This window comes from Flagellimonas crocea, from assembly GCF_033441595.1.
Classification (GTDB): Bacteria; Bacteroidota; Bacteroidia; order Flavobacteriales; family Flavobacteriaceae; genus Flagellimonas; species Flagellimonas crocea.
Window position 1 is genome coordinate 553,416 of record NZ_JAUZVX010000004.1, and the last position, 18,710, is coordinate 572,125.

Genomic DNA, 18,710 nt, shown 5'->3' on the forward strand with positions numbered 1-18,710 from the left:
AATTATTTAGCTCTTTCTAGGATTTCTACCAACCTCCAGCATTTCGTCTTGCTCAATGGTCTTGTTTCCATTATTTTGACGGTATCACCTTCGTTGCAATCGTTCTTCTCGTCGTGGGCAACATACTTCTTGGTTTTCAAAACGAACTTCCCGTACATAGGGTGCTTTACTCGTTTTACCTCAGAAACCACTATCGATTTCTCCATTTTGTTGCTGGTAACAACGCCTATTCTTTCTTTTCTTAAATTTCTGTTTTCCATAAGGCAGAACCGATTATTGTAATTCCCTTTTAGTTAATTCAGTTGCAAGTCTTGCTACCGTCCTTCTCGTCTTTCTGATCTGTAAAGGATTTTCCAAAGGAGTAACAGCGTGTGCCATTTTAAGGTCGGCATGTTGTTTCTTCAACTCGGCCAACTTCTCCTTTAGCTCTTCAATTGAAAGTTCTTTTATTTCTGATTGTCTCATCTTTCTTCTCAATTAAAAATTAGGCGGAATAATCCCTGGCTACAACAAACTTGGTCTTGACCGGCAGTTTCTGTGCTGCAAGCCTCAAGGCTTCTTTCGCAACATCCATTGGTACACCAGCAATCTCGAACATGATTCTTCCTGGCTTCACCACGGCTACCCAATATTCTGGAGCACCTTTACCTTTACCCATACGTACCTCAAGAGGTTTTTTGGTGATAGGCTTGTCCGGGAATATTTTGATCCACAACTGACCTTGTCTCTTCATGTATCTTGTTGCAGCGATACGTGCAGCCTCTATCTGACGGGAAGTAATAAAGTGAGAATCCAAGGACTTGATACCGAACATTCCATTGGAAAGTTGGTGCCCTCTTTGGGAAATCCCCTTCATACGCCCTTTCTGGGCCTTACGAAATTTTGTTCTTTTTGGCTGTAACATCTTACCTTACTTTATCTTATTACTTTCTACGGCGTGATTTCTTATTATCCTTGCCGCCTTTTCCTTGACTATTGCTCAATCCTACCAATGGGGAAAGTTCTCTTTTTCCATAAACCTCGCCCTTCATAATCCATACCTTTACCCCTAGTCTACCATAGGTAGTGTGGGCTTCGTGCAAGGCATAGTCAACATCGGCACGGAAAGTGGACAATGGAATCCTTCCTTCTTTGTAAGATTCGGAACGTGCCATTTCGGCACCGTTCAAACGTCCGGAAATCTGAATCTTGATACCTTCGGCATTCATACGCATTGCTGCTGCAATTGCCATTTTAATGGCTCTTCTGTACGAAATCCTGCTTTCAATCTGTCTTGCAACACTGGCAGCCACCAAGTTTGCATCAAGTTCAGGTCTCTTGATCTCATGTATATTGATCTGAACTTCTTTATTGGTGATTTTCTTAAGCTCTTCCTTAAGTTTATCCACCTCTTGACCACCTTTACCTATTATGATACCCGGTCTTGCCGTGGTAATGGTAATGGTTATCAACTTAAGAGTTCTTTCGATGATTACCCTTGACACGCTGGCCTTGGCCAAACGAGCACTGATATATCTTCTGATCTTATCGTCCTCAGCCAGTTTATCGCCGTAATCATTTCCTCCATACCAGTTGGATTCCCATCCCCTGATAATTCCTAAACGATTTCCTATTGGATTGGTCTTCTGTCCCATATTATTCTTCTAGCTTTGAACATTGTTATTGGCTTCCAATATCATGGTAACATGATTGGAACGCTTTCTGATTCTATGTGCCCTACCTTGTGGAGCTGGTCTTAAACGCTTCAACATAGTTCCTCCATCTACACGGATTTCCTTGATGTAAAGATCAGCAGCTTCGATATCCGCGCCCTCATTCTTAGCTTCCCAATTGGCTATTGCGGAAAGCAATAGTTTTTCCAACTTTCTGGATGCTTCTTTAGGGTTGAACCTTAGGGTAGCCAAAGCCATTTCAATTTGCTTTCCTCTTACCAAATCAGCGACCAAACGCATTTTTCTTGGTGAAGTCGGGCAATTGTTAAGCTTTGCAATAGCAAGTTGCTTTTTCTCTTCTTTTAACCTCTCGGCCATTTCTCTTTTACGAACTCCCATAGCTTACTTACTTTTTACCTTTGTTTTTAGCTCCTGCATGACCCCTAAAAGATCTTGTAGGTGAAAATTCCCCAAGTTTGTGTCCCACCATGTTCTCAGTTACAAATACAGGAACAAATTGTCTCCCGTTGTGCACTGCGATGGTCTGACCCACAAAGTCTGGCGTTATCATAGAGGCTCTAGACCACGTTTTGATAACTGATTTCTTACCTGATTCTATATTGGCCTGGACTTTTTTCTCCAGACTATAATGAACGAATGGTCCCTTTTTTAACGAACGTGCCATTTACTTTTCTTTTATTTCTTTCTACGTTCTATGATATATCTATTGGTGTCCTTGGTCTTGGAACGAGTTCTGTATCCTTTTGCAGGAATACCGTTCCTAGATCTTGGATGACCTCCTGAAGCTCTACCTTCACCACCTCCCATTGGGTGATCTACAGGGTTCATCGCTACAGGTCTAGTTCTTGGTCTTCTACCCAACCATCTGCTTCTACCCGCTTTACCGGATACCAACAATTGGTGGTCAGAGTTGGATACTGCCCCGATAGTGGCCAAACACGTGGCCAAGATCATCCTAGTCTCCCCAGAAGGCAATTTCAAGGTCACAAACTTACCGTCCTTTGCCATCAACTGGGCGAAAGTACCGGCGCTTCGTGCCATAATTGCTCCTTGTCCGGGTCTCAACTCAATACAGGAAACAATGGTTCCCAATGGAATCTCCGATAAAGGAAGTGCATTTCCTATCTCTGGAGCAGAACCGGTTCCAGACTGTATTGTCTGTCCTACCTGCAATCCATTTTGGGCAACTACATATCTTTTCTCTCCATCCTTGTATTCGACCAAGGCGATAAATGCAGTTCTATTGGGATCATACTGTATTGAAACCACTGTGGCCTCAACACCTTGCTTGTCCCTTTTGAAATCGATGATTCGATATCTTCTTTTATGACCACCACCTTTGTGGCGCATGGTCATTTTACCTTGACTGTTCCTACCACCTGTCTTTTTGATCGGAGCAAGCAAGCTTTTCTCCGGCTTATCAGTAGTAATCGCGTCAAATCCGTTTACTACTCTAAAACGCTGACCAGGGGTTATCGGTTTTAATTTTCTAACTGACATTTCTCGTCTTTATAGATTACTGTAAAAATCAATAATATCACCTTCAGCCACATCCACAATTGCCTTCTTCATGGCATTTGTTTTACCGTGCTGAATACCGGTTTTTGTATAACGACTCTTACGGGTTGGACCATAGTTCATGGTTCTTACCTTTTCAACAGACACACCATAAGTGGACTCTACCGCTTCTTTGATCTCCAACTTGTTAGCAGCTGGGTTTACAAAGAATCCATAGCGATTGAAAAGCTCGCTGTCGGCGGTCATTTTTTCCGTAATTATCGGTCTTATCAACACACTCATGATACTCTTATTTCTTTAGGTTCGATTCAATTCCTTCCAAAGCGCTTTCGGTCAATACTAAACTTGTTGCGTTAACAATTTTGTAAGTATTTAATTCTGAGCCTGTTACAACTTCGGAGCGTTCCAAATTACGCGACGACAAATATACGTTATTATTTGTATCGCCCAACACAATAAGGGACTTTTTCTTTTCTATCCCTAAGGAAGACAAGAAATTAACGAAATCCTTGGTCTTTGGAGCTTCAAAATTGAAGTCTTCCACAACCACTAAAGATTGTTCTTTGGATTTCAAGCTCAAGGCAGATTTTCTTGCCAATCGCTTCATGTTCTTGTTCAACTTTTGGGTGTAATCCTTTGGTCTGGGACCGAAGATTCTACCACCTCCCCTAAAAACAGGGGATTTGATACTACCTGCTCTTGCAGTACCGGTACCTTTTTGCTTTTTGATCTTTCTGGTACTACCAGCTATCTCAGCTCTTTCTTTGGCCTTGTGGGTACCTTGCCTTTGGTGGGCCAAGTACTGCTTAACATCCAAATAAATGGCATGCTCGTTAGGCTCTATCCCGAAAACATCGTCGGAAAGCTCTACTTTCCTACCTGTTTCTTTTCCCTTGATATCTAAAACTGCTACCTTCATTATTGCCACCTTTGAATAGTTACGTATGAATTTTTATGGCCAGGCACACATCCTTTAACAACTAAAAGGTTTTTCTCCGGAACCACTTTCAACACTCTTAAGTTTTGCACAGTAACTCTGTCACCACCCATTCTTCCGGCCATACGAAGGCCTTTTACAACTTTGGATGGATAAGATGCTGCACCAATGGAACCAGGAGCTCTCAATCTATTGTGCTGACCGTGGGTCGCTTGACCAACTCCACCGAATCCATGACGCTTTACAACACCTTGGAATCCTTTACCTTTTGATGTACCTACTACATCAACAAACTCTCCTTCCACAAAAAGATCCACACCTACAGTGTCTCCCAATTTGTATTCACCTTCAAACCCTTGGAACTCAACGACTTTCTTTTTAGGAGAAGTACCTGCTTTTTTGTAGTGGCCGGTTTCGGCCTTGTTAGCACGTTTTTCTGCCTTGTCATCGAAACCTAGTTGAAGGGCTTTGTACCCGTCTACCTCTTCGGTTCTGACTTGGGTAACCACGCATGGCCCAGCTTCCAAAACGGTACATGGAACGTTCTTTCCATTCTCGTCGAAAATGCTGGTCATACCGATTTTTTTACCTATTAACCCAGACATATTTATTTAATTAACAATTATTTACTTTTCTAACTTTACTTTACTGCCAATTTCTTGGCAAAAAAATTGGGTCAAGAAAATATTCTGTTCTGACCCAGATTTTTTTCTTTCTCCGTTTTTCCCGAACCGTCGTTCGGGACATGTTCGCTCCTGCCTTCGGCAAGAACCTTATCAAACTTTGATCTCAACTTCAACACCACTTGGAAGTTCCAACTTCATAAGGGCATCGATAGTTTTTGATGAAGAGCTGTAAATATCCAACAATCTCTTGTAAGAGCTCAATTGGAATTGCTCCCTTGATTTTTTGTTCACGTGGGGTGAACGCAAAACTGTAAATATCTTCTTGCGTGTTGGCAATGGAATTGGTCCAGTTACCACAGCTCCAGTTGTTTTTACTGTCTTCACGATCTTTTCAGCAGATTTGTCCACCAAATTGTGATCGTAAGATTTCAATTTTATTCTAATTTTTTGACTCATCTTGCTGAAAAATTAAGCGGTTACTCCTTTTGCTGCTTTGATTACTTCCTCTGCAATGTTGGAAGGAGTCTCTGCATAGTGTGAAAATTCCATTGTGGACGTCGCCCTACCTGAAGACAATGTCCTCAAGGCGGTAACGTAACCAAACATTTCCGATAACGGCACTTCAGCTTTTACAACCTTGGCACCTGCCCTATCCGACATGTTGTTGACCTGTCCCCTTCTTCGGTTCAAATCTCCAACAATATCACCCATGTTTTCCTCAGGGGTAAGAACCTCCAATTTCATTATCGGTTCCATTATGATGGCCTTGGCTTTCTTGGCAGCAACCTTGTAACCCATTTTTGCAGCCAATTCGAAAGATAACTGATCGGAATCCACAGGGTGGAAAGAACCATCTTTCAAGGTAATCTTCATAGAATCCATTTCGAAACCTGCCAAAGGACCATTTTTCATAGCCTCTCTGAAACCTTTCTCTACAGACGGAACAAATTCCTTAGGAATGTTACCACCTTTGATCACGTTTACAAACTCAAGTCCAGACTTGCCTTCTTCGGCAGGCTCCATAGTAAATACGATATCCGCAAATTTACCACGACCACCAGTTTGCTTCTTGTAAGTCTCTCTATGATCGGCAGTTCCGGTAATTGCCTCCTTATACTCAACCTGAGGTTGACCTTGGTTAACATCTACCTTGAACTCACGCTTTAAACGGTCACAAATAATATCTAAGTGAAGCTCTCCCATTCCAGAAATGATGGTCTGTCCGGATGCTTCATCTGTTTTCACTTGGAATGTTGGATCCTCTTCGGCCAATTTAGCCAAAGCCATACCCAATTTATCAACATCGGCCTTAGTTTTAGGCTCAACAGCGATACCGATTACAGGCTCAGGGAACTGCATGCTTTCCAGGACTATCGGATGTTTTTCATCTGAAAGCGTATCCCCAGTTTTGATATCCTTAAATCCAACAGCAGCACCAATATCTCCAGCCTCGATAAAATCGATGGCATTTTGTTTATTGGAGTGCATCTGATAGATTCGAGATATACGCTCCTTGTTTCCTGAACGGTTGTTCAGTACATAAGAACCTGCATCCAATCTTCCTGAATATGCTCTAAAGAATGCCAATCGCCCTACGAAAGGATCCGTAGCAATCTTAAAGGCTAGAGCCGCAAAAGGATCTTTTGGATCTGGCTTTCTTCTTTCTTCTTTCTCCGTATCCGGATTGATTCCTATAATATCATCTTTATCCAAAGGAGAAGGCAAATAACGACATACTGCATCCAACAAGAACTGAACTCCTTTATTTTTAAAGGAAGAACCACAGATCATTGGGATAATGGCCCTATCCATAACGGCAGCACGCAAAGCAGCATGCACCTCTTCTTCGGTGATGGAATTTTCATCCTCAAAGAATTTCTCCATCAATTGCTCATCATATTCCGCCACAGCTTCGATCAAGGCAGCACGGTGCTCCCTAACCTCATCCTGCATTTCTGCTGGAATATCAACGACATCAAAGGTGGAACCGAAGTTATCCTCGTGCCATACAACAGCTCTGTTCTTTGCTAAGTCAACGATACCTTTAAAATCGGCCTCGTCACCAATTGGCAATACGATTGGAACCGCATTGGAACCCAACATTTCTCGAACTTGCTTACAAACAGCCAAGAAGTTAGATCCTTGACGATCCATTTTGTTCACAAACCCGATTCTTGGCACTTTATAGTTGTCGGCCAATCTCCAGTTGGTTTCGGACTGGGGCTCAACACCATCAACGGCACTGAACAAGAACACCAATCCGTCCAACACACGAAGTGAACGGTTTACTTCAACCGTAAAGTCAACGTGTCCGGGAGTATCGATAATATTAAAGTGATAATCTTTTGTATCCGGTAATGCTTGCGCGTTCTCCATTGGAAATTTCCAGGTACAGGTGGTAGCGGCAGAAGTAATGGTAATACCACGCTCTTGCTCTTGCTCCATCCAGTCCATGGTAGCTGCACCATCGTGCACCTCTCCAATTTTGTGACTCACACCTGTGTAGAAAAGAATACGTTCTGTAGTAGTTGTCTTTCCTGCATCAATGTGAGCAGCAATACCAATATTTCTTGTATATTTTAAATCTCTTCCCATTGTATTGATTAGAATCTAAAGTGTGAGAACGCTTTATTGGCCTCGGCCATTTTGTGTGTATCTACTCTTTTCTTCACTGCCGCACCTTCTTCTTTGGCCGCGGCCAAAATTTCAGCTGCCAATTTTTGCGCCATCGATTTCTCGTTACGCTTTCTTGAATAGCTGATCAACCATTTCATGGCAGTGGAAATTTTTCTATCCGGACGAATCTGCATCGGGATTTGGAATGTAGCACCACCGACTCGTCTACTACGAACCTCCACATGTGGCATTACGTTGGAAAGAGCGTCTTTCCAAAGCTCCAATCCAGTTTTTTCTTCGTCAGTATTTTTCTCGTCAACAATATCAATTGCATCATAAAAAATCTTGAACGCAATTGATTTTTTACCATCCCACATCATCATGTTCACAAAACGTGTAACAAGTTGATCGTTAAATCTTGGGTCTGGCAATAACGGTCTTTTCTTTGCCTGCTTTTTTCTCATCGCTTCTTCTTAAAGTTGTTTACTTCTTTGGACGCTTTGCACCATACTTTGATCGTCGCTGCGTTCTACCCGCAACACCTGCGGTATCCAATGCACCACGAACGATATGGTATCGCACACCAGGCAAATCCTTTACTCTCCCGCCCCTAACCAATACTATCGAGTGCTCTTGGAGGTTGTGTCCTTCACCAGGGATGTATGCGTTCACCTCTTTACCATTGGTCAACCTAACCCTTGCAACTTTACGCATTGCAGAGTTCGGTTTCTTAGGTGTAGTAGTATAAACACGCGTACAAACCCCTCTTCTTTGAGGACACGAATCCAAAGCAGCCGATTTACTCTTCTTGGTAATTGTGGCCCTTCCTTTTCGTACTAATTGTGAAATTGTTGGCATTAAATTTCTTTTAAAAACTAAATAACCCTCATTTTGAGGGCTGCAAATGTAATGATTATTCTTAATAATTCAAATCCAGTGCAATTAAATTTGAGCTTAACTTCAAAAAAAATAAACACTTGTCTAAAATGCTCCTCTTTGACATCAAAATATCCGCCAATATTGCAGAGAATCCAATAAAAGTCTCTAGTCTCTTTCGCGGCTATATATTAAGGTATGATTGAAAAATCCTTTTATCCTTGTCTTAACATTTCTCTAACATATTGTCGACATACCGTCAATACAGCCTCGATTTTTAAAAAAACAAATGTAAAAACCACACACCCCTTTCTCATATAGGGTGCCTCCATCAATTATTTGCATTAAGGACAATTCTACCCCCATCAAATTGCATACTTAACAATGAATGTTGTTCATTTTGCGGTTATTTCATTTAAACAGTAACTCTTAAAGATTTTATAAAATTAGTTTGGATTATTAACATGAAATTATGACTTTAGCGACTAGCTAATTCAAATAATTTAACAATGAGAACAAAACTTAATGGATTGTTAACGCTATTATTGGCGTTTGTTGTGCATATATCCTATGCACAAGACAAGACGATTACAGGTACAGTTACGGATGCCGATGGCCTCCCGCTGCCTGGGGTCAACATTGTCGTTGAAGGTACCACCACAGGTACTCAAACAGATTTTGATGGAAATTACGCCATCAGCGCAAGTGAGGGGCAAACATTGCTTTTTACCTATATCGGACAAAAACCTAGTACTAAGGTTGTCGGCGCTAGTAGTGTAATCAATGTACAAATGGTGGAAGACACCCAAGCCCTAGAGGAGGTAGTTGTTACCGCTCAAGGTATTAAAAAGGAAAAGCAGGCGCTAGGTTATGCGGTTGCCGAGGTAGACAACGAACAATTGGAGCAACGAGCAGAAGGTGACGTCGGTAGAATTCTTACCGGTAAAGCTTCTGGTGTTAACATTACCGCACAAAGTGGACTTTCTGGTTCTGGTACGAGCATTGTAATTCGTGGTCTAAGTAGCTTTAGTGGAAGTAACCAACCATTGTTTATTGTTGACGGAGTACCTTTTGACAGTGGAACAAATGGACAAACACAAAATGGTGAAGGTGGAAGCTTTGTTGATGGAAACAATGGTTCCAGCCGTTTTCTTGATTTGGACCCTAATAATATTGAGAGTGTCAACGTACTTAAAGGTTTGGCAGCTGCCACTTTGTATGGTACCGCCGGACGAAACGGGGTTATCCTAATAACCACTAAGAATGGAGCTCCTGGCGCAGGAGGTGTCAAGAAAAATGAAATTACAGTAAGCAGCTCTGTATTTTTCAATGAAATCGCTTCCTTGCCAGACTATCAAGACTCCTATGGAGGTGGTTTTGACCAGGCTTTTGGATGGTTCTTCAGTAACTGGGGGCCAAGCTTTGAAAGGGATGGCATTGCCGGTTGGGCTAACCAGTCAGCAATCGATGATCAAGGAACGGTCGCTCATCCATACTCAACATCAATTTCCGCTGTACAAGCAGGCTTCCCAGAATTTCAGGGAGCCCGATACGAGTGGAAACCTTACAATAGTGTAGAAAAGTTCTTTAGAACTGGAGTGGTTAAGTCCAATTCCGTAAATTTCAACGGTGGCTCTGATGACGGGTCAGTAACATACAATGCCAATTTTGGTCATTTAGATGACGAAGGATTTACGCCAGGCAATAATTTGAAACGGTATACGATAGGTTTAGGCGGTAGAGCTGAGCTTTCCAATAAATTTACAGTTTCAGGTACCATGAACTTCTCCAACACAAACTTTGTATCTCCTCCTGTTGCGGCGAGTACTGGTAATAGTGTGTTCGGTACAGGTTCCTCGATTTTCGCGAATTTGTTCTATACACCTAGAAACATCGACATTCAAGGACTTCCTTTTGAAAACCCTATCGATGGCAGTAGCGTTTACTACAGACAAACTAACGATATTCAACATCCATTGTGGACTGTAAAAAATGCCCAAACCCAACAAGTAACAAATAGGGTGTTTGGTAATGCCGCTCTTGTTTACGGTATTAACGACAACCTTAACCTTACCTATCGTTTTGGTTTGGATTTCTATTCTGAAAACAACGTTAATTACCAAAACAAAGGTGGTGTAGGTGGTAGTGTTGCTACCCAAAGTGGTATTTACGAAACTTGGAACAACTCTAATACCATTCAGGACCACAACTTAATCTTAACGGGGCAATATGAACTTTCAGAGAAAATAGGCTTTAGTTTCAACGCAGGCGCCACTACTCGTAGAGAATTTTTTAATCAAACCGGTGTTTCCAGTTCGGGACAGCAAGTTTTCGGCGTGTTAAGGCATTTTAACTTTGCACTGCAAGATGAAATTCAGTTTACTACTGAGCGAAACATTGTAGGTCTCTACGGACAATTGGATTTTGATTATGACAGAATGTTATATTTGACCCTATCCGGCCGAAACGATTATGTGTCCAACTTGTCCTCTGAAAACAATTCAATTTTCTACCCAAGTGCAAGTTTGTCAATTATTCCAACCAAATTAATCGAAGGGCTTCAAAGTCCTGGCGGAGTAAATTACCTTAAACTTAGAGCTGGTTATGGAACATCTGCCAACTTCCCTACACAATATCCAATAGCATCCACTTTGGACCTGAACACTCAGTTTTTCCAGGATGCATCTGGTGTTGATGTCGTAGCGAACACAAGTGCCAATAGGTTGGGAAATCCGAACTTGAAACCTGAGCTTTTATCAGAGATTGAGGTAGGTATGGAATCAAGATTCTTTAACAATCGTTTATCTCTTGACTTTTCTTACTATACAAGAACAACTACAGATTTGATAATTGATCGACCATTGGATCCATCCACAGGTTATACTACAACACAGACCAACATTGGTGAAATTAATTCTGACGGTATCGAAGCAGATCTTAATTTATCCTTGTTTCGCTCAACAGAAGAAGGTGGTTTTGATTGGAACATAAACGCAAACTGGACTACAAACAAATCTGAGGTTATAGATCTTGGGGTGGATACAGACATAGTTGTTTATGCCGGATTTAGCAACCTCGGAAACGCAGCGATTGTAGGAGAGCAGCTGGGCGTTATTGTAGGTAGTAGAATTGCCAGAAATGATGATGGTGAACTTTTAGTGAACGCTGCCGGTGATTATGTAGAAGAAGAAGGAACGTTCGTTATCGGTAATCCAAATCCCGATTGGGCATTAAATATTAGTAACGGTTTAAAATTCAAAAACGTTTCGTTTAATTTCTTATTGAATTATACGCACGGAGGTGATATTTACAGTAGAACCGTTTCAACACTTTTGGGTCGTGGTCTTACTACAGATACAGAAGATCGTTTGAATACTTTTATTTTGCCTGGAGTTTTGGAAGATGGAACTCCAAACACAAGACAAATAAACAACTCTACATTCTACTTTAACAATGTAGTGTTTGGTCCTGATGAACTGGGTATTTTTGATGCTTCAGTAATTAGGTTACAGGAAATTTCCCTTGGCTATTCATTACCATCCAAATTCTTGGACAAAACACCTTTTGGTTCCTTAAGCTTAACACTATCAGGGTTCAACTTATGGTATGACGCAATCAATATGCCCGATGGCACCAATTTTGACCCCAACGTAGCTGGTGTCGGTGTTGGTAACGGTCGAGGATTTGATTATTTGAATGGACCAAGTTCCAAAAGATACGGATTAAGTGTTAAAGCTACATTTTAACTAAAAAAATAGATGATGAAAAAAATAATAAAATACATTACTGTTGCACTTGTAGCCGGAGTAGTATTTAACTCTTGTGAATCAACAGAGTTGGATCTCACTTCCGACCCAAATGCATTGACACCAAGTCAAGCAAATCCTGACTTTTACCTAAACGCTGCACAACAGCGTTTTGCAGAGGTCGTTCAGGAATTGGGTGAAGACGGTGCCGAAGTTGTTCGAATTGAGAACATGGGAACGCGTAACTATCAAAATGCCTATTCCCCAGCAAATTTTGACACGGCATGGGAACGTGCATATCAAGAAACCATTAAGAACTTACGTGACATGAACGTTTTGGCTGAAGAAGCCGAATTATACTATCATATTGGTATGGGTCAAGTAATGGAGGCGTACACCATTACCCTGTTGGTAGACTATTTTGGGGACGTACCTTATTCCGAAGCTATTCAAGCTCCGGATATTTTGAACCCAAATATTGATAGTGGGGCGGATATTTATGCCGCTGCCCTTAGTCTCTTGGACGAGGCTATTGCAAATTTTGGGAAAACCTCATCGTCTCTGCCAGATATAGATTTCTATTATAATGGCAATGCACAAGCTTGGATCAAAGCAGCAAACACCTTAAAACTTCGTTTGCATGTCAATACCGGTAATACTGCTGCTTTCAATAGCATCATTTCCTCCGGTAATTATATCCAGACCAACGATGAAGATTTTCAGTTCACTTGGGGAGTTAATGAAGTACAACCTGATACACGTCACCCTGAGTACAATGCGAAGTATACAAATCAAGGTACCGAACAATATATGTCCATATGGTTAATGGACTTGATGCAAACCACCGATGATCCTAGAATTAGGTATTACTTCTATAGGCAAAGTGAAACTACCCCGGGAGCACCTGGTGTAGCGCCGAATGAGGAAACCTTGGCTTGTTCATTAACTACACCACCCGATCATTACGTTACGGGAGGCTATGCATATTGTTCCCTGCCCAATGGTTATTGGGGAAGAAACCATGGTAACGACGAGGGTATTCCCCCAGATGGTTTCCTAAAAACTGCACCAGGCGTTTATCCTGCTGCTGGAAAGTACGACGACAGTTCCTTCGGTGAAGTAGCTCTAGGAGCTGGCGGTGGCGGTGCCGGTATTACTCCAATGTTATTGGCATCAACTGTTGATTTCTGGAGAGCTGAACTATTGATGGCCAGCAACCCGGTTGCTGCTAGACCTTTTATTCTTTCCGGTATTCAAAAATCCATTGATAAGGTTACCGAATTTGGATCCTTGGATACTGAAGCAGATTTATCCGTTGGACCAACTCCTACCGATGAATCAACCTTTGTGGCCATTATAGGAACTGAGTTTGATGACGCAGAGGGAACTGATAAATGGAATGTTTTGGCAGACCAACTATTTGTTTCATTGAAAGGTAATGGTCATGATGCTTACAACTTCTATAGAAGGACAGGTTATCCTAATGATCTTGAACCAAGTTTAGAGCCCGATCCTGGAGCTTTTATTCGTTCCTTTTTCTATCCTGCGAATGCAGCTAGTAACAATCAGTTTATAGAACAGAAATCAGGAGTAACTGTGCAAGTATTCTGGGATACAAACCCAGCATCACCAGCATTCCCTCCTGCTAACTAAAAAAAATACCGATGAAAAAAATTAATTTATATCTTATTTGCACATCCCTTCTCGCCCTCAATTATTCTTGCGACTATGAGGACAAGGTAGTGGATCAGGTTTTGGAAGAATATACTTCTGGAGCCGTTTTGAGAACACTGGAAACTACTCCAGATGAACTGGACGAGGCATTTGATATGTTCCGTACAGAAAATTCCTTCTCGGTAACTGTAGAGGAGCAAGACGAAGCCGAAGGAGCACTCATTGATAGAGTAGATTTAACAGTGGACTATATTGACAACAATAAAACAGATGATGGCGCAGCAGATGATGTCAGCGTATCAGGAGTTGCATACAGTACTATACCTGCCTCCGCTTTTAGTATCGGATCAAGGGGATTGCCTTCTACAAGTTTCTCCTTTACCATGGAAGAGGCTTTGTCTACGTTGAACATTCCTCTTACGGAAGTTCTACCAGGCGACAGAATCGTAATGAACCTTGAGCTTTTCTTTACGGATGGTACATCCTATAAAGCCAGTGACGCCGCTGTTACAGTAACTGGTGGTTCATTCTTTAGCTCGCCATTCCTATATTCCCTTCCTATAGACGATGGAATAGCATTTGATTATGAAGTAACGACATCAGATGAAATCGATTTGTCAGAAGGAGGCATAAATGAGGATTATGAAGCCTCTATCAGTATAGACGATGGAAGCGAGGGCAGCTTATTGGAGACTCTTAATATTTATAGAACATTTAGAGATTTAACAATTGGTGAAGATGCGGTCAACCTTACAGAGGAAGAAGCGCTTTTCGAAAGCTACACCATTGCTGACTTGACCCTTGAAGATGGAGCAAGGACCCTTATGCTAAGTTACACCTTGGACGAGTTATTGGGAGACAACATAGAACTTTCAGATATGGCAGTAGGTGATGACATTCAGTTGAGATATGAAATCGTTACTGCGGATGGAAGAATTGTTACCACAGATGAAAACGATACTGAGTATTTCTATAGTATTACAACCTCTGAGTGTGTGCAGTTGAATGCTGACGGACCCTATGCTGGTGAATACACCATCAACATGGTCGATAGTTATGGTGATGGATGGAACGGAGGATATATAACTGTAACCTTGGATGGCGTAGAAGTTCCAGATTCTCCTTTTAGCGTTGAAACAGGTGAGGAAGCCACTGGTTCGTTCACCGTTCCGGAAGGAGCCACATCGTTGACTATCGTTTATACAAGTGGAGATTGGGATGATGAGAACTCTTTTGACATCATTGACCCCAATGGTCAAAGAGCAGCGTCTGAAGGACCTTTCCCAAACACAAATGGTCAAGATCCTATCGAATATAGTATTGAATTAAAAGTTTGTGAATAAGCTTTTTAACATAAATTATTAATTGTTTTAAAGGCCACCTTTATAAAGGTGGCCTTTATTTTTACGCCAACACTACCGCTATGAAAATATGTTCTTTAAACCAAGTTTTACTTTTAACCTTGCTCTTCATAGCACTTTCATGCTCAAAAGATCCGCAAAACCCTATCATACCAGAAAACCAAGAACAATCGGATGACAACGATGACCAAGAATCAGATTCTGAAAATGAAGAAGAACCATTGCCCCAATTTGATCTTGCTGGAGATGTAGAGGTTTTTAATGAAAATCTGGTTGACAACAATCCTATTCTAATCAACGATGCGGAAAACAATCTGGTCTACCTTATAAATAAAAAGGGAGAAATTATATTCGATTGGAATATCAACAACGGTAACCTCGGCAATGATTGTGTTATCGAAAGTAACGGCAAATTGCTCGCAATGTTGGAGTCAGAAGAGCCCATGATTCAATTGGGAGGTCATGGAGGCAAAATCGAATTGCTGGACACCGAAGGCAATATTGAATGGGAATTCACTTATTCCTCCGAAGATTATATCCTCCACCACGATGCAGAACGACTTCCAAATGGAAACGTACTCCTAATGGTTTGGGAAAAAATAGCTGCTGAAACTGCGGTTTCCAACGGTTATAAAAAAGACATTGATATCTTTCCGGATGCAATAATCGAAGTCGACCCAGCAAGTAACGAAATTGTATGGGAATGGCATATGTGGGACCACATTGTTCAGGACTATGACGATTCTTTGCCCAATTATGGAATTATATCCGAAAATAATCAGTTAATCGACATTAACTATAATCAACTTGACAGTGGTGATGTAAGCCATGCAAATGGACTCGCATATAGTGCCACGGAAGATTTAATTTATTTGAGTGCAAACTTTTACCACGAAATATGGGTAATCGACCACAGCACCACTAAACAAGAAGCTGCTTCATCGGAAGGCGGTGCATATGGAAAAGGAGGCGATTTGGTATACCGCTTTGGAAATCCGGAAGCATATAAGGATACAGAAACAACCAGATTGTTCCATAATAATCATCATCCTAATCTAATAAACGACAAAACCTTATTAGTGTTCGGCAATGGAACAGACAAATTTCAATCCACAGTATTTGAAATAAAACTACCAGAAGAGTTTACAGACATAAACGGGATGTACAACCCTCCAATTGTTCAATGGGAGTTTACCGACCCCGAGCTATTCTCCGCAAGAGTCTCCGGAGCTGTTATTTTGCCAAACGATAACATTTTGATTACAGAAGGTGACTTCGGGCTTTGGGAAGTTACCAGAGATAAGGAAATTGTTTGGAAGTTTTCTGGAAATGGCTTTTATTGGAGAAGTTACAGCTACACAGAAGACGAACTAAAATCTAATGGAATTTTAAAAAACACTAACAAATGAAATATTCAATAACCACACTTTTATTGCTATCTTTCTTTACATCGGTTGCACAGTTATCAACTGCCCCTACCGGGGAACAAGGCCTTTTTTCCAATGCCCGAGGGGGCAACCCCCAACTTAATCTGGTAATGATGGAAATTAGAAATGCAGGAAGTTCCGCTTTCGTCAAATCGGAGAATATCCTGGGGTCCCCTTATTATACCGATAATTTTGTTAGAAGTAAAGTATACTACGATAATGAATTGGTCGGCAATTTCTTTGTTAGGTACAATGCGTTTAGAAGTGAATTTGAAATCAAGGAGAGCCTTGAAAATGAAAAACCTTCCAAATCTTTTTTGCCAGATAAGAAAATTGAAATACTCTATGGTGATAAAATGATGAAATTCTCAACCTTCGTCAACAAAAAAGGTGAGACAAAAAACGGTTATCTTGCCACTATTTGGGAAGGCAAAAATTATAAACTTTACCACAAACTATCAGTAAAGTATACCGAAGAAAGAGCCGCCGTAAATTCCATGGTGCGGGGAACACCAAGCAGATTTACACACTTTTCCGAATATTACTTTCAAAAAACTGGGGTTAACCGCATAGATGAGATTGAAAACAGAAAAAGTAAATTTTTAAAACAGTTTAACCCTGACAAGAGAAAAACCATAAAAGAACTTTTAAAAGATGAAAAAACTGATTTAAACAGTGAAAATGAGTTAAAACAATTATTTCAAAAAATCGATGACTTATGAAACTACAAGCAACAATTTTCTTAACATTAACCTGCGTCTCCTTTTCATTTGGCCAGGTATTGAACACTAGTGACTCCAATGTACAAGCTGCTCTGGGGAACGGTGGTATGGTTGAAGGAAGTCCTCTTTCCAACTATTTTCAAAGAAGGAATCCGGCAATGGACCAGTTGATGAGGGAGGTAAGGAACAATGGTACTACCCAAAAATTTTATATTGGTCCAGAAAAGGGTTCGGCCTACGAAGAAGAAGACTTTGTTCTGGGCAAAGTTTTTACGGAAGAGGAATTTTTGGATAATGTATATTTTAGATACAATGCCTTTTCCGATGAGTTGGAAGTAAAAAAAACGCAACTAGAGGAAGAAGCGTACCAGGCTCTTATTAAAAACGAGGATATTTACATTGTCTCCAATACAGGAGAGAAATATATCTACAGGGATTTTTATAATGAGGATGGAGACCTGGAAAGGGGGTATCTAAAAATTCTTTCCGAAACGGATAGCGCTACCCTTTACAAGCAGTACACAGTAAAATACTTTGAAGGAAAAGAAGCACAAAACTCAATGGTAAACCCCATTCCAAGCAGGTTCACTCCTTTCACCGGATATTATTTAAAGACAAATTCCACAGAAAGAATTTTGGAATTACCTTCCAAAAAAAGAAAACTATTTAAATTTCTCGAGGAAAACATTGGAGGTTTTGATTCAAAAAATCTTTCAAAAAATGACCTAGATTTGGATAGCGAACAAGACGTTTTGATTTTTTTCAATAATATTGTTCTCTAATCAAAAAACACCTATTGAAATCTGACAACATAATCTACGGTATAAGAGCCGTTATAGAGGCAATACATGCCAACCAGCCCATCAATAAAATTTTTATCCAAAAAGGACTACAGGGCGACCTTTTTAAAGAACTGGAATCCACGGTGCGCAAAAACGGCATCAGCGTATCCTATGTTCCCATAGAAAAACTGAACCGCCTTTCCCGGAGCAACCACCAAGGCGTTGTAGCACAGATTTCACCGGTCGAGTTTCTACAGTTCGAAACATTGGTGGAGCAAGTTCTGGCCAAAGAGGAACTTCCTTTGTTCCTACTTCTGGACGGGGTTTCCGATGTACGAAATTTTGGGGCCATCATCCGAACCGCGGAATGTTGTGGTGTCCACGGCATCATCGTACCAAAAAATGGCGCAGCACCTATCACCGACGACACCGTTAAAACATCGGCAGGGGCTGCATTTAATGTCCCAATAACCAAAGTGGACCATTTAAAGGATGCCATTTTTTACCTGCAATCCTCTGGAATTGTGGTTACGGGAGCCACTGAAAAGGCCGAAGATGAAATTTATGGCGTGGATTTTAACAAGCCTACCGCGATTATCATGGGGTCGGAAGAAAAGGGCATCTCCCCCTCTACCCTAGCAATTATCGATTATCAAGCCAAGTTGCCGCTTATGGGAAAAATTGGCTCGTTGAACGTTTCCGTGGCCTGCGGCGTTTTTCTTTATGAAGTGGTTCGGCAGCGTAAAGGCTGA

The 18,710-nt window shown here is 41.1% G+C and carries 21 protein-coding genes; 7 read left to right on the forward strand and 14 right to left on the reverse strand.

Going from position 1 to position 18,710, the window contains the following annotated elements; genetic code table 11:
• Positions 1-2: 2 nt before the first annotated feature.
• From rpsQ to rpsL, 14 genes are all read right to left on the reverse strand, one after another.
• On the reverse strand, positions 3-260 hold the full coding sequence (gene rpsQ, locus SD449_RS15850) for a 30S ribosomal protein S17 (RefSeq protein ID WP_014032003.1): 258 nt from the start codon (positions 258-260) through the stop codon (positions 3-5).
• Between the two features lie 13 nt (positions 261-273).
• Positions 274-465 (reverse strand): 50S ribosomal protein L29, encoded by a 192-nt coding sequence (gene rpmC / locus SD449_RS15855; protein WP_090293759.1) that lies wholly within the window; start codon positions 463-465, stop codon positions 274-276.
• Between the two features lie 19 nt (positions 466-484).
• Positions 485-904 carry a 50S ribosomal protein L16 gene (rplP, locus tag SD449_RS15860; protein WP_318311943.1) on the reverse strand — a complete coding sequence of 140 codons (420 nt, stop codon included), beginning with the start codon at positions 902-904 and terminating at the stop codon, positions 485-487.
• A 19-nt stretch (positions 905-923) separates the two neighbouring features.
• The gene (rpsC, locus tag SD449_RS15865; protein WP_318311945.1) at positions 924-1,634 is read right to left on the reverse strand and encodes a 30S ribosomal protein S3; all 711 of its coding nucleotides are present in this window, start codon (positions 1,632-1,634) and stop codon (positions 924-926) included.
• 9 nt (positions 1,635-1,643) lie between these two features.
• Entirely contained in the window at positions 1,644-2,051 is a 408-nt protein-coding gene (rplV, locus tag SD449_RS15870; RefSeq protein WP_163626142.1) for a 50S ribosomal protein L22, read from the reverse strand.
• A gap of 7 nt (positions 2,052-2,058) precedes the next feature.
• Entirely contained in the window at positions 2,059-2,337 is a 279-nt protein-coding gene (gene rpsS / locus SD449_RS15875) for a 30S ribosomal protein S19 (RefSeq protein WP_318311947.1), read from the reverse strand.
• A gap of 11 nt (positions 2,338-2,348) precedes the next feature.
• Complete coding sequence (gene rplB / locus SD449_RS15880; protein WP_318311949.1) at positions 2,349-3,173, reverse strand: 50S ribosomal protein L2; 825 nt, start codon at positions 3,171-3,173, stop codon at positions 2,349-2,351.
• 9 nt (positions 3,174-3,182) lie between these two features.
• Positions 3,183-3,473, reverse strand: a complete 291-nt coding sequence (gene rplW / locus SD449_RS15885; protein ID WP_318311951.1) for a 50S ribosomal protein L23 — start codon at positions 3,471-3,473, stop codon at positions 3,183-3,185.
• A 7-nt stretch (positions 3,474-3,480) separates the two neighbouring features.
• Positions 3,481-4,110, reverse strand: coding sequence for a 50S ribosomal protein L4 (gene rplD / locus SD449_RS15890; protein ID WP_318311953.1), 630 nt, complete (start codon positions 4,108-4,110; stop codon positions 3,481-3,483).
• Positions 4,110-4,733 (reverse strand): 50S ribosomal protein L3, encoded by a 624-nt coding sequence (gene rplC / locus SD449_RS15895; RefSeq protein WP_207030343.1) that lies wholly within the window; start codon positions 4,731-4,733, stop codon positions 4,110-4,112. Before rplC ends, rplD begins: the two co-directional genes overlap by 1 nt.
• Before the next feature lie 171 nt (positions 4,734-4,904).
• A complete protein-coding gene (gene rpsJ / locus SD449_RS15900; RefSeq protein WP_014032013.1) occupies positions 4,905-5,210 on the reverse strand; it encodes a 30S ribosomal protein S10 in 306 nt (101 codons plus the stop codon).
• Between the two features lie 12 nt (positions 5,211-5,222).
• Entirely contained in the window at positions 5,223-7,349 is a 2,127-nt protein-coding gene (gene fusA / locus SD449_RS15905) for an elongation factor G (protein ID WP_318311958.1), read from the reverse strand.
• A gap of 8 nt (positions 7,350-7,357) precedes the next feature.
• Complete coding sequence (gene rpsG, locus SD449_RS15910; RefSeq protein ID WP_318311960.1) at positions 7,358-7,834, reverse strand: 30S ribosomal protein S7; 477 nt, start codon at positions 7,832-7,834, stop codon at positions 7,358-7,360.
• Between the two features lie 19 nt (positions 7,835-7,853).
• Positions 7,854-8,228, reverse strand: coding sequence for a 30S ribosomal protein S12 (gene rpsL / locus SD449_RS15915; protein WP_013305196.1), 375 nt, complete (start codon positions 8,226-8,228; stop codon positions 7,854-7,856).
• A 527-nt stretch (positions 8,229-8,755) separates the two neighbouring features.
• Between rpsL and SD449_RS15920 the strand changes: the two genes are divergently transcribed.
• The 7 genes from SD449_RS15920 to rlmB all read left to right on the forward strand — a co-directional run bounded on the left by SD449_RS15920 (position 8,756) and on the right by rlmB (position 18,710).
• Positions 8,756-11,992: a SusC/RagA family TonB-linked outer membrane protein gene (locus SD449_RS15920; protein ID WP_318311977.1), complete on the forward strand. Its 3,237-nt coding sequence runs from the start codon at positions 8,756-8,758 to the stop codon at positions 11,990-11,992.
• Positions 11,993-12,004: 12 nt separating this feature from the next.
• Positions 12,005-13,645 (forward strand): SusD/RagB family nutrient-binding outer membrane lipoprotein, encoded by a 1,641-nt coding sequence (locus SD449_RS15925; protein WP_318311979.1) that lies wholly within the window; start codon positions 12,005-12,007, stop codon positions 13,643-13,645.
• Positions 13,646-13,656: 11 nt separating this feature from the next.
• Entirely contained in the window at positions 13,657-15,009 is a 1,353-nt protein-coding gene (locus SD449_RS15930) for a hypothetical protein (RefSeq protein WP_318311981.1), read from the forward strand.
• An 80-nt stretch (positions 15,010-15,089) separates the two neighbouring features.
• The gene (locus SD449_RS15935; protein WP_318311983.1) at positions 15,090-16,436 is read left to right on the forward strand and encodes an aryl-sulfate sulfotransferase; all 1,347 of its coding nucleotides are present in this window, start codon (positions 15,090-15,092) and stop codon (positions 16,434-16,436) included.
• The gene (locus SD449_RS15940) at positions 16,433-17,176 is read left to right on the forward strand and encodes a hypothetical protein (protein ID WP_318311984.1); all 744 of its coding nucleotides are present in this window, start codon (positions 16,433-16,435) and stop codon (positions 17,174-17,176) included. Before SD449_RS15935 ends, SD449_RS15940 begins: the two co-directional genes overlap by 4 nt.
• Positions 17,173-17,958, forward strand: a complete 786-nt coding sequence (locus SD449_RS15945) for a hypothetical protein (RefSeq protein WP_318311985.1) — start codon at positions 17,173-17,175, stop codon at positions 17,956-17,958. The genes SD449_RS15940 and SD449_RS15945 overlap by 4 nt, the downstream gene beginning before the upstream one ends.
• A gap of 14 nt (positions 17,959-17,972) precedes the next feature.
• Positions 17,973-18,710 carry a 23S rRNA (guanosine(2251)-2'-O)-methyltransferase RlmB gene (gene rlmB, locus SD449_RS15950; RefSeq protein ID WP_318311986.1) on the forward strand — a complete coding sequence of 246 codons (738 nt, stop codon included), beginning with the start codon at positions 17,973-17,975 and terminating at the stop codon, positions 18,708-18,710.

What these genes read in the sequence shown, in the direction of transcription:
- rpsL (WP_013305196.1), bottom strand. Translation starts at nt 8,228, where the DNA reads ATGCCAACAATTTCACAATTAGTACGAAAAGGAAGGGCCACAATTACC.
- SD449_RS15920 (WP_318311977.1), top strand. Translation starts at nt 8,756, where the DNA reads ATGAGAACAAAACTTAATGGATTGTTAACGCTATTATTGGCGTTTGTT.
- SD449_RS15945 (WP_318311985.1), top strand. Translation starts at nt 17,173, where the DNA reads ATGAAACTACAAGCAACAATTTTCTTAACATTAACCTGCGTCTCCTTT.
- SD449_RS15930 (WP_318311981.1), top strand. Translation starts at nt 13,657, where the DNA reads ATGAAAAAAATTAATTTATATCTTATTTGCACATCCCTTCTCGCCCTC.
- rpsS (WP_318311947.1), bottom strand. Translation starts at nt 2,337, where the DNA reads ATGGCACGTTCGTTAAAAAAGGGACCATTCGTTCATTATAGTCTGGAG.
- rplC (WP_207030343.1), bottom strand. Translation starts at nt 4,733, where the DNA reads ATGTCTGGGTTAATAGGTAAAAAAATCGGTATGACCAGCATTTTCGAC.
- SD449_RS15940 (WP_318311984.1), top strand. Translation starts at nt 16,433, where the DNA reads ATGAAATATTCAATAACCACACTTTTATTGCTATCTTTCTTTACATCG.
- fusA (WP_318311958.1), bottom strand. Translation starts at nt 7,349, where the DNA reads ATGGGAAGAGATTTAAAATATACAAGAAATATTGGTATTGCTGCTCAC.
- rplW (WP_318311951.1), bottom strand. Translation starts at nt 3,473, where the DNA reads ATGAGTGTGTTGATAAGACCGATAATTACGGAAAAAATGACCGCCGAC.
- SD449_RS15925 (WP_318311979.1), top strand. Translation starts at nt 12,005, where the DNA reads ATGATGAAAAAAATAATAAAATACATTACTGTTGCACTTGTAGCCGGA.
- rpsC (WP_318311945.1), bottom strand. Translation starts at nt 1,634, where the DNA reads ATGGGACAGAAGACCAATCCAATAGGAAATCGTTTAGGAATTATCAGG.
- rplD (WP_318311953.1), bottom strand. Translation starts at nt 4,110, where the DNA reads ATGAAGGTAGCAGTTTTAGATATCAAGGGAAAAGAAACAGGTAGGAAA.
- SD449_RS15935 (WP_318311983.1), top strand. Translation starts at nt 15,090, where the DNA reads ATGAAAATATGTTCTTTAAACCAAGTTTTACTTTTAACCTTGCTCTTC.
- rpmC (WP_090293759.1), bottom strand. Translation starts at nt 465, where the DNA reads ATGAGACAATCAGAAATAAAAGAACTTTCAATTGAAGAGCTAAAGGAG.
- rplP (WP_318311943.1), bottom strand. Translation starts at nt 904, where the DNA reads ATGTTACAGCCAAAAAGAACAAAATTTCGTAAGGCCCAGAAAGGGCGT.
- rpsJ (WP_014032013.1), bottom strand. Translation starts at nt 5,210, where the DNA reads ATGAGTCAAAAAATTAGAATAAAATTGAAATCTTACGATCACAATTTG.
- rpsQ (WP_014032003.1), bottom strand. Translation starts at nt 260, where the DNA reads ATGGAAAACAGAAATTTAAGAAAAGAAAGAATAGGCGTTGTTACCAGC.
- rpsG (WP_318311960.1), bottom strand. Translation starts at nt 7,834, where the DNA reads ATGAGAAAAAAGCAGGCAAAGAAAAGACCGTTATTGCCAGACCCAAGA.
- rplB (WP_318311949.1), bottom strand. Translation starts at nt 3,173, where the DNA reads ATGTCAGTTAGAAAATTAAAACCGATAACCCCTGGTCAGCGTTTTAGA.
- rplV (WP_163626142.1), bottom strand. Translation starts at nt 2,051, where the DNA reads ATGGGAGTTCGTAAAAGAGAAATGGCCGAGAGGTTAAAAGAAGAGAAA.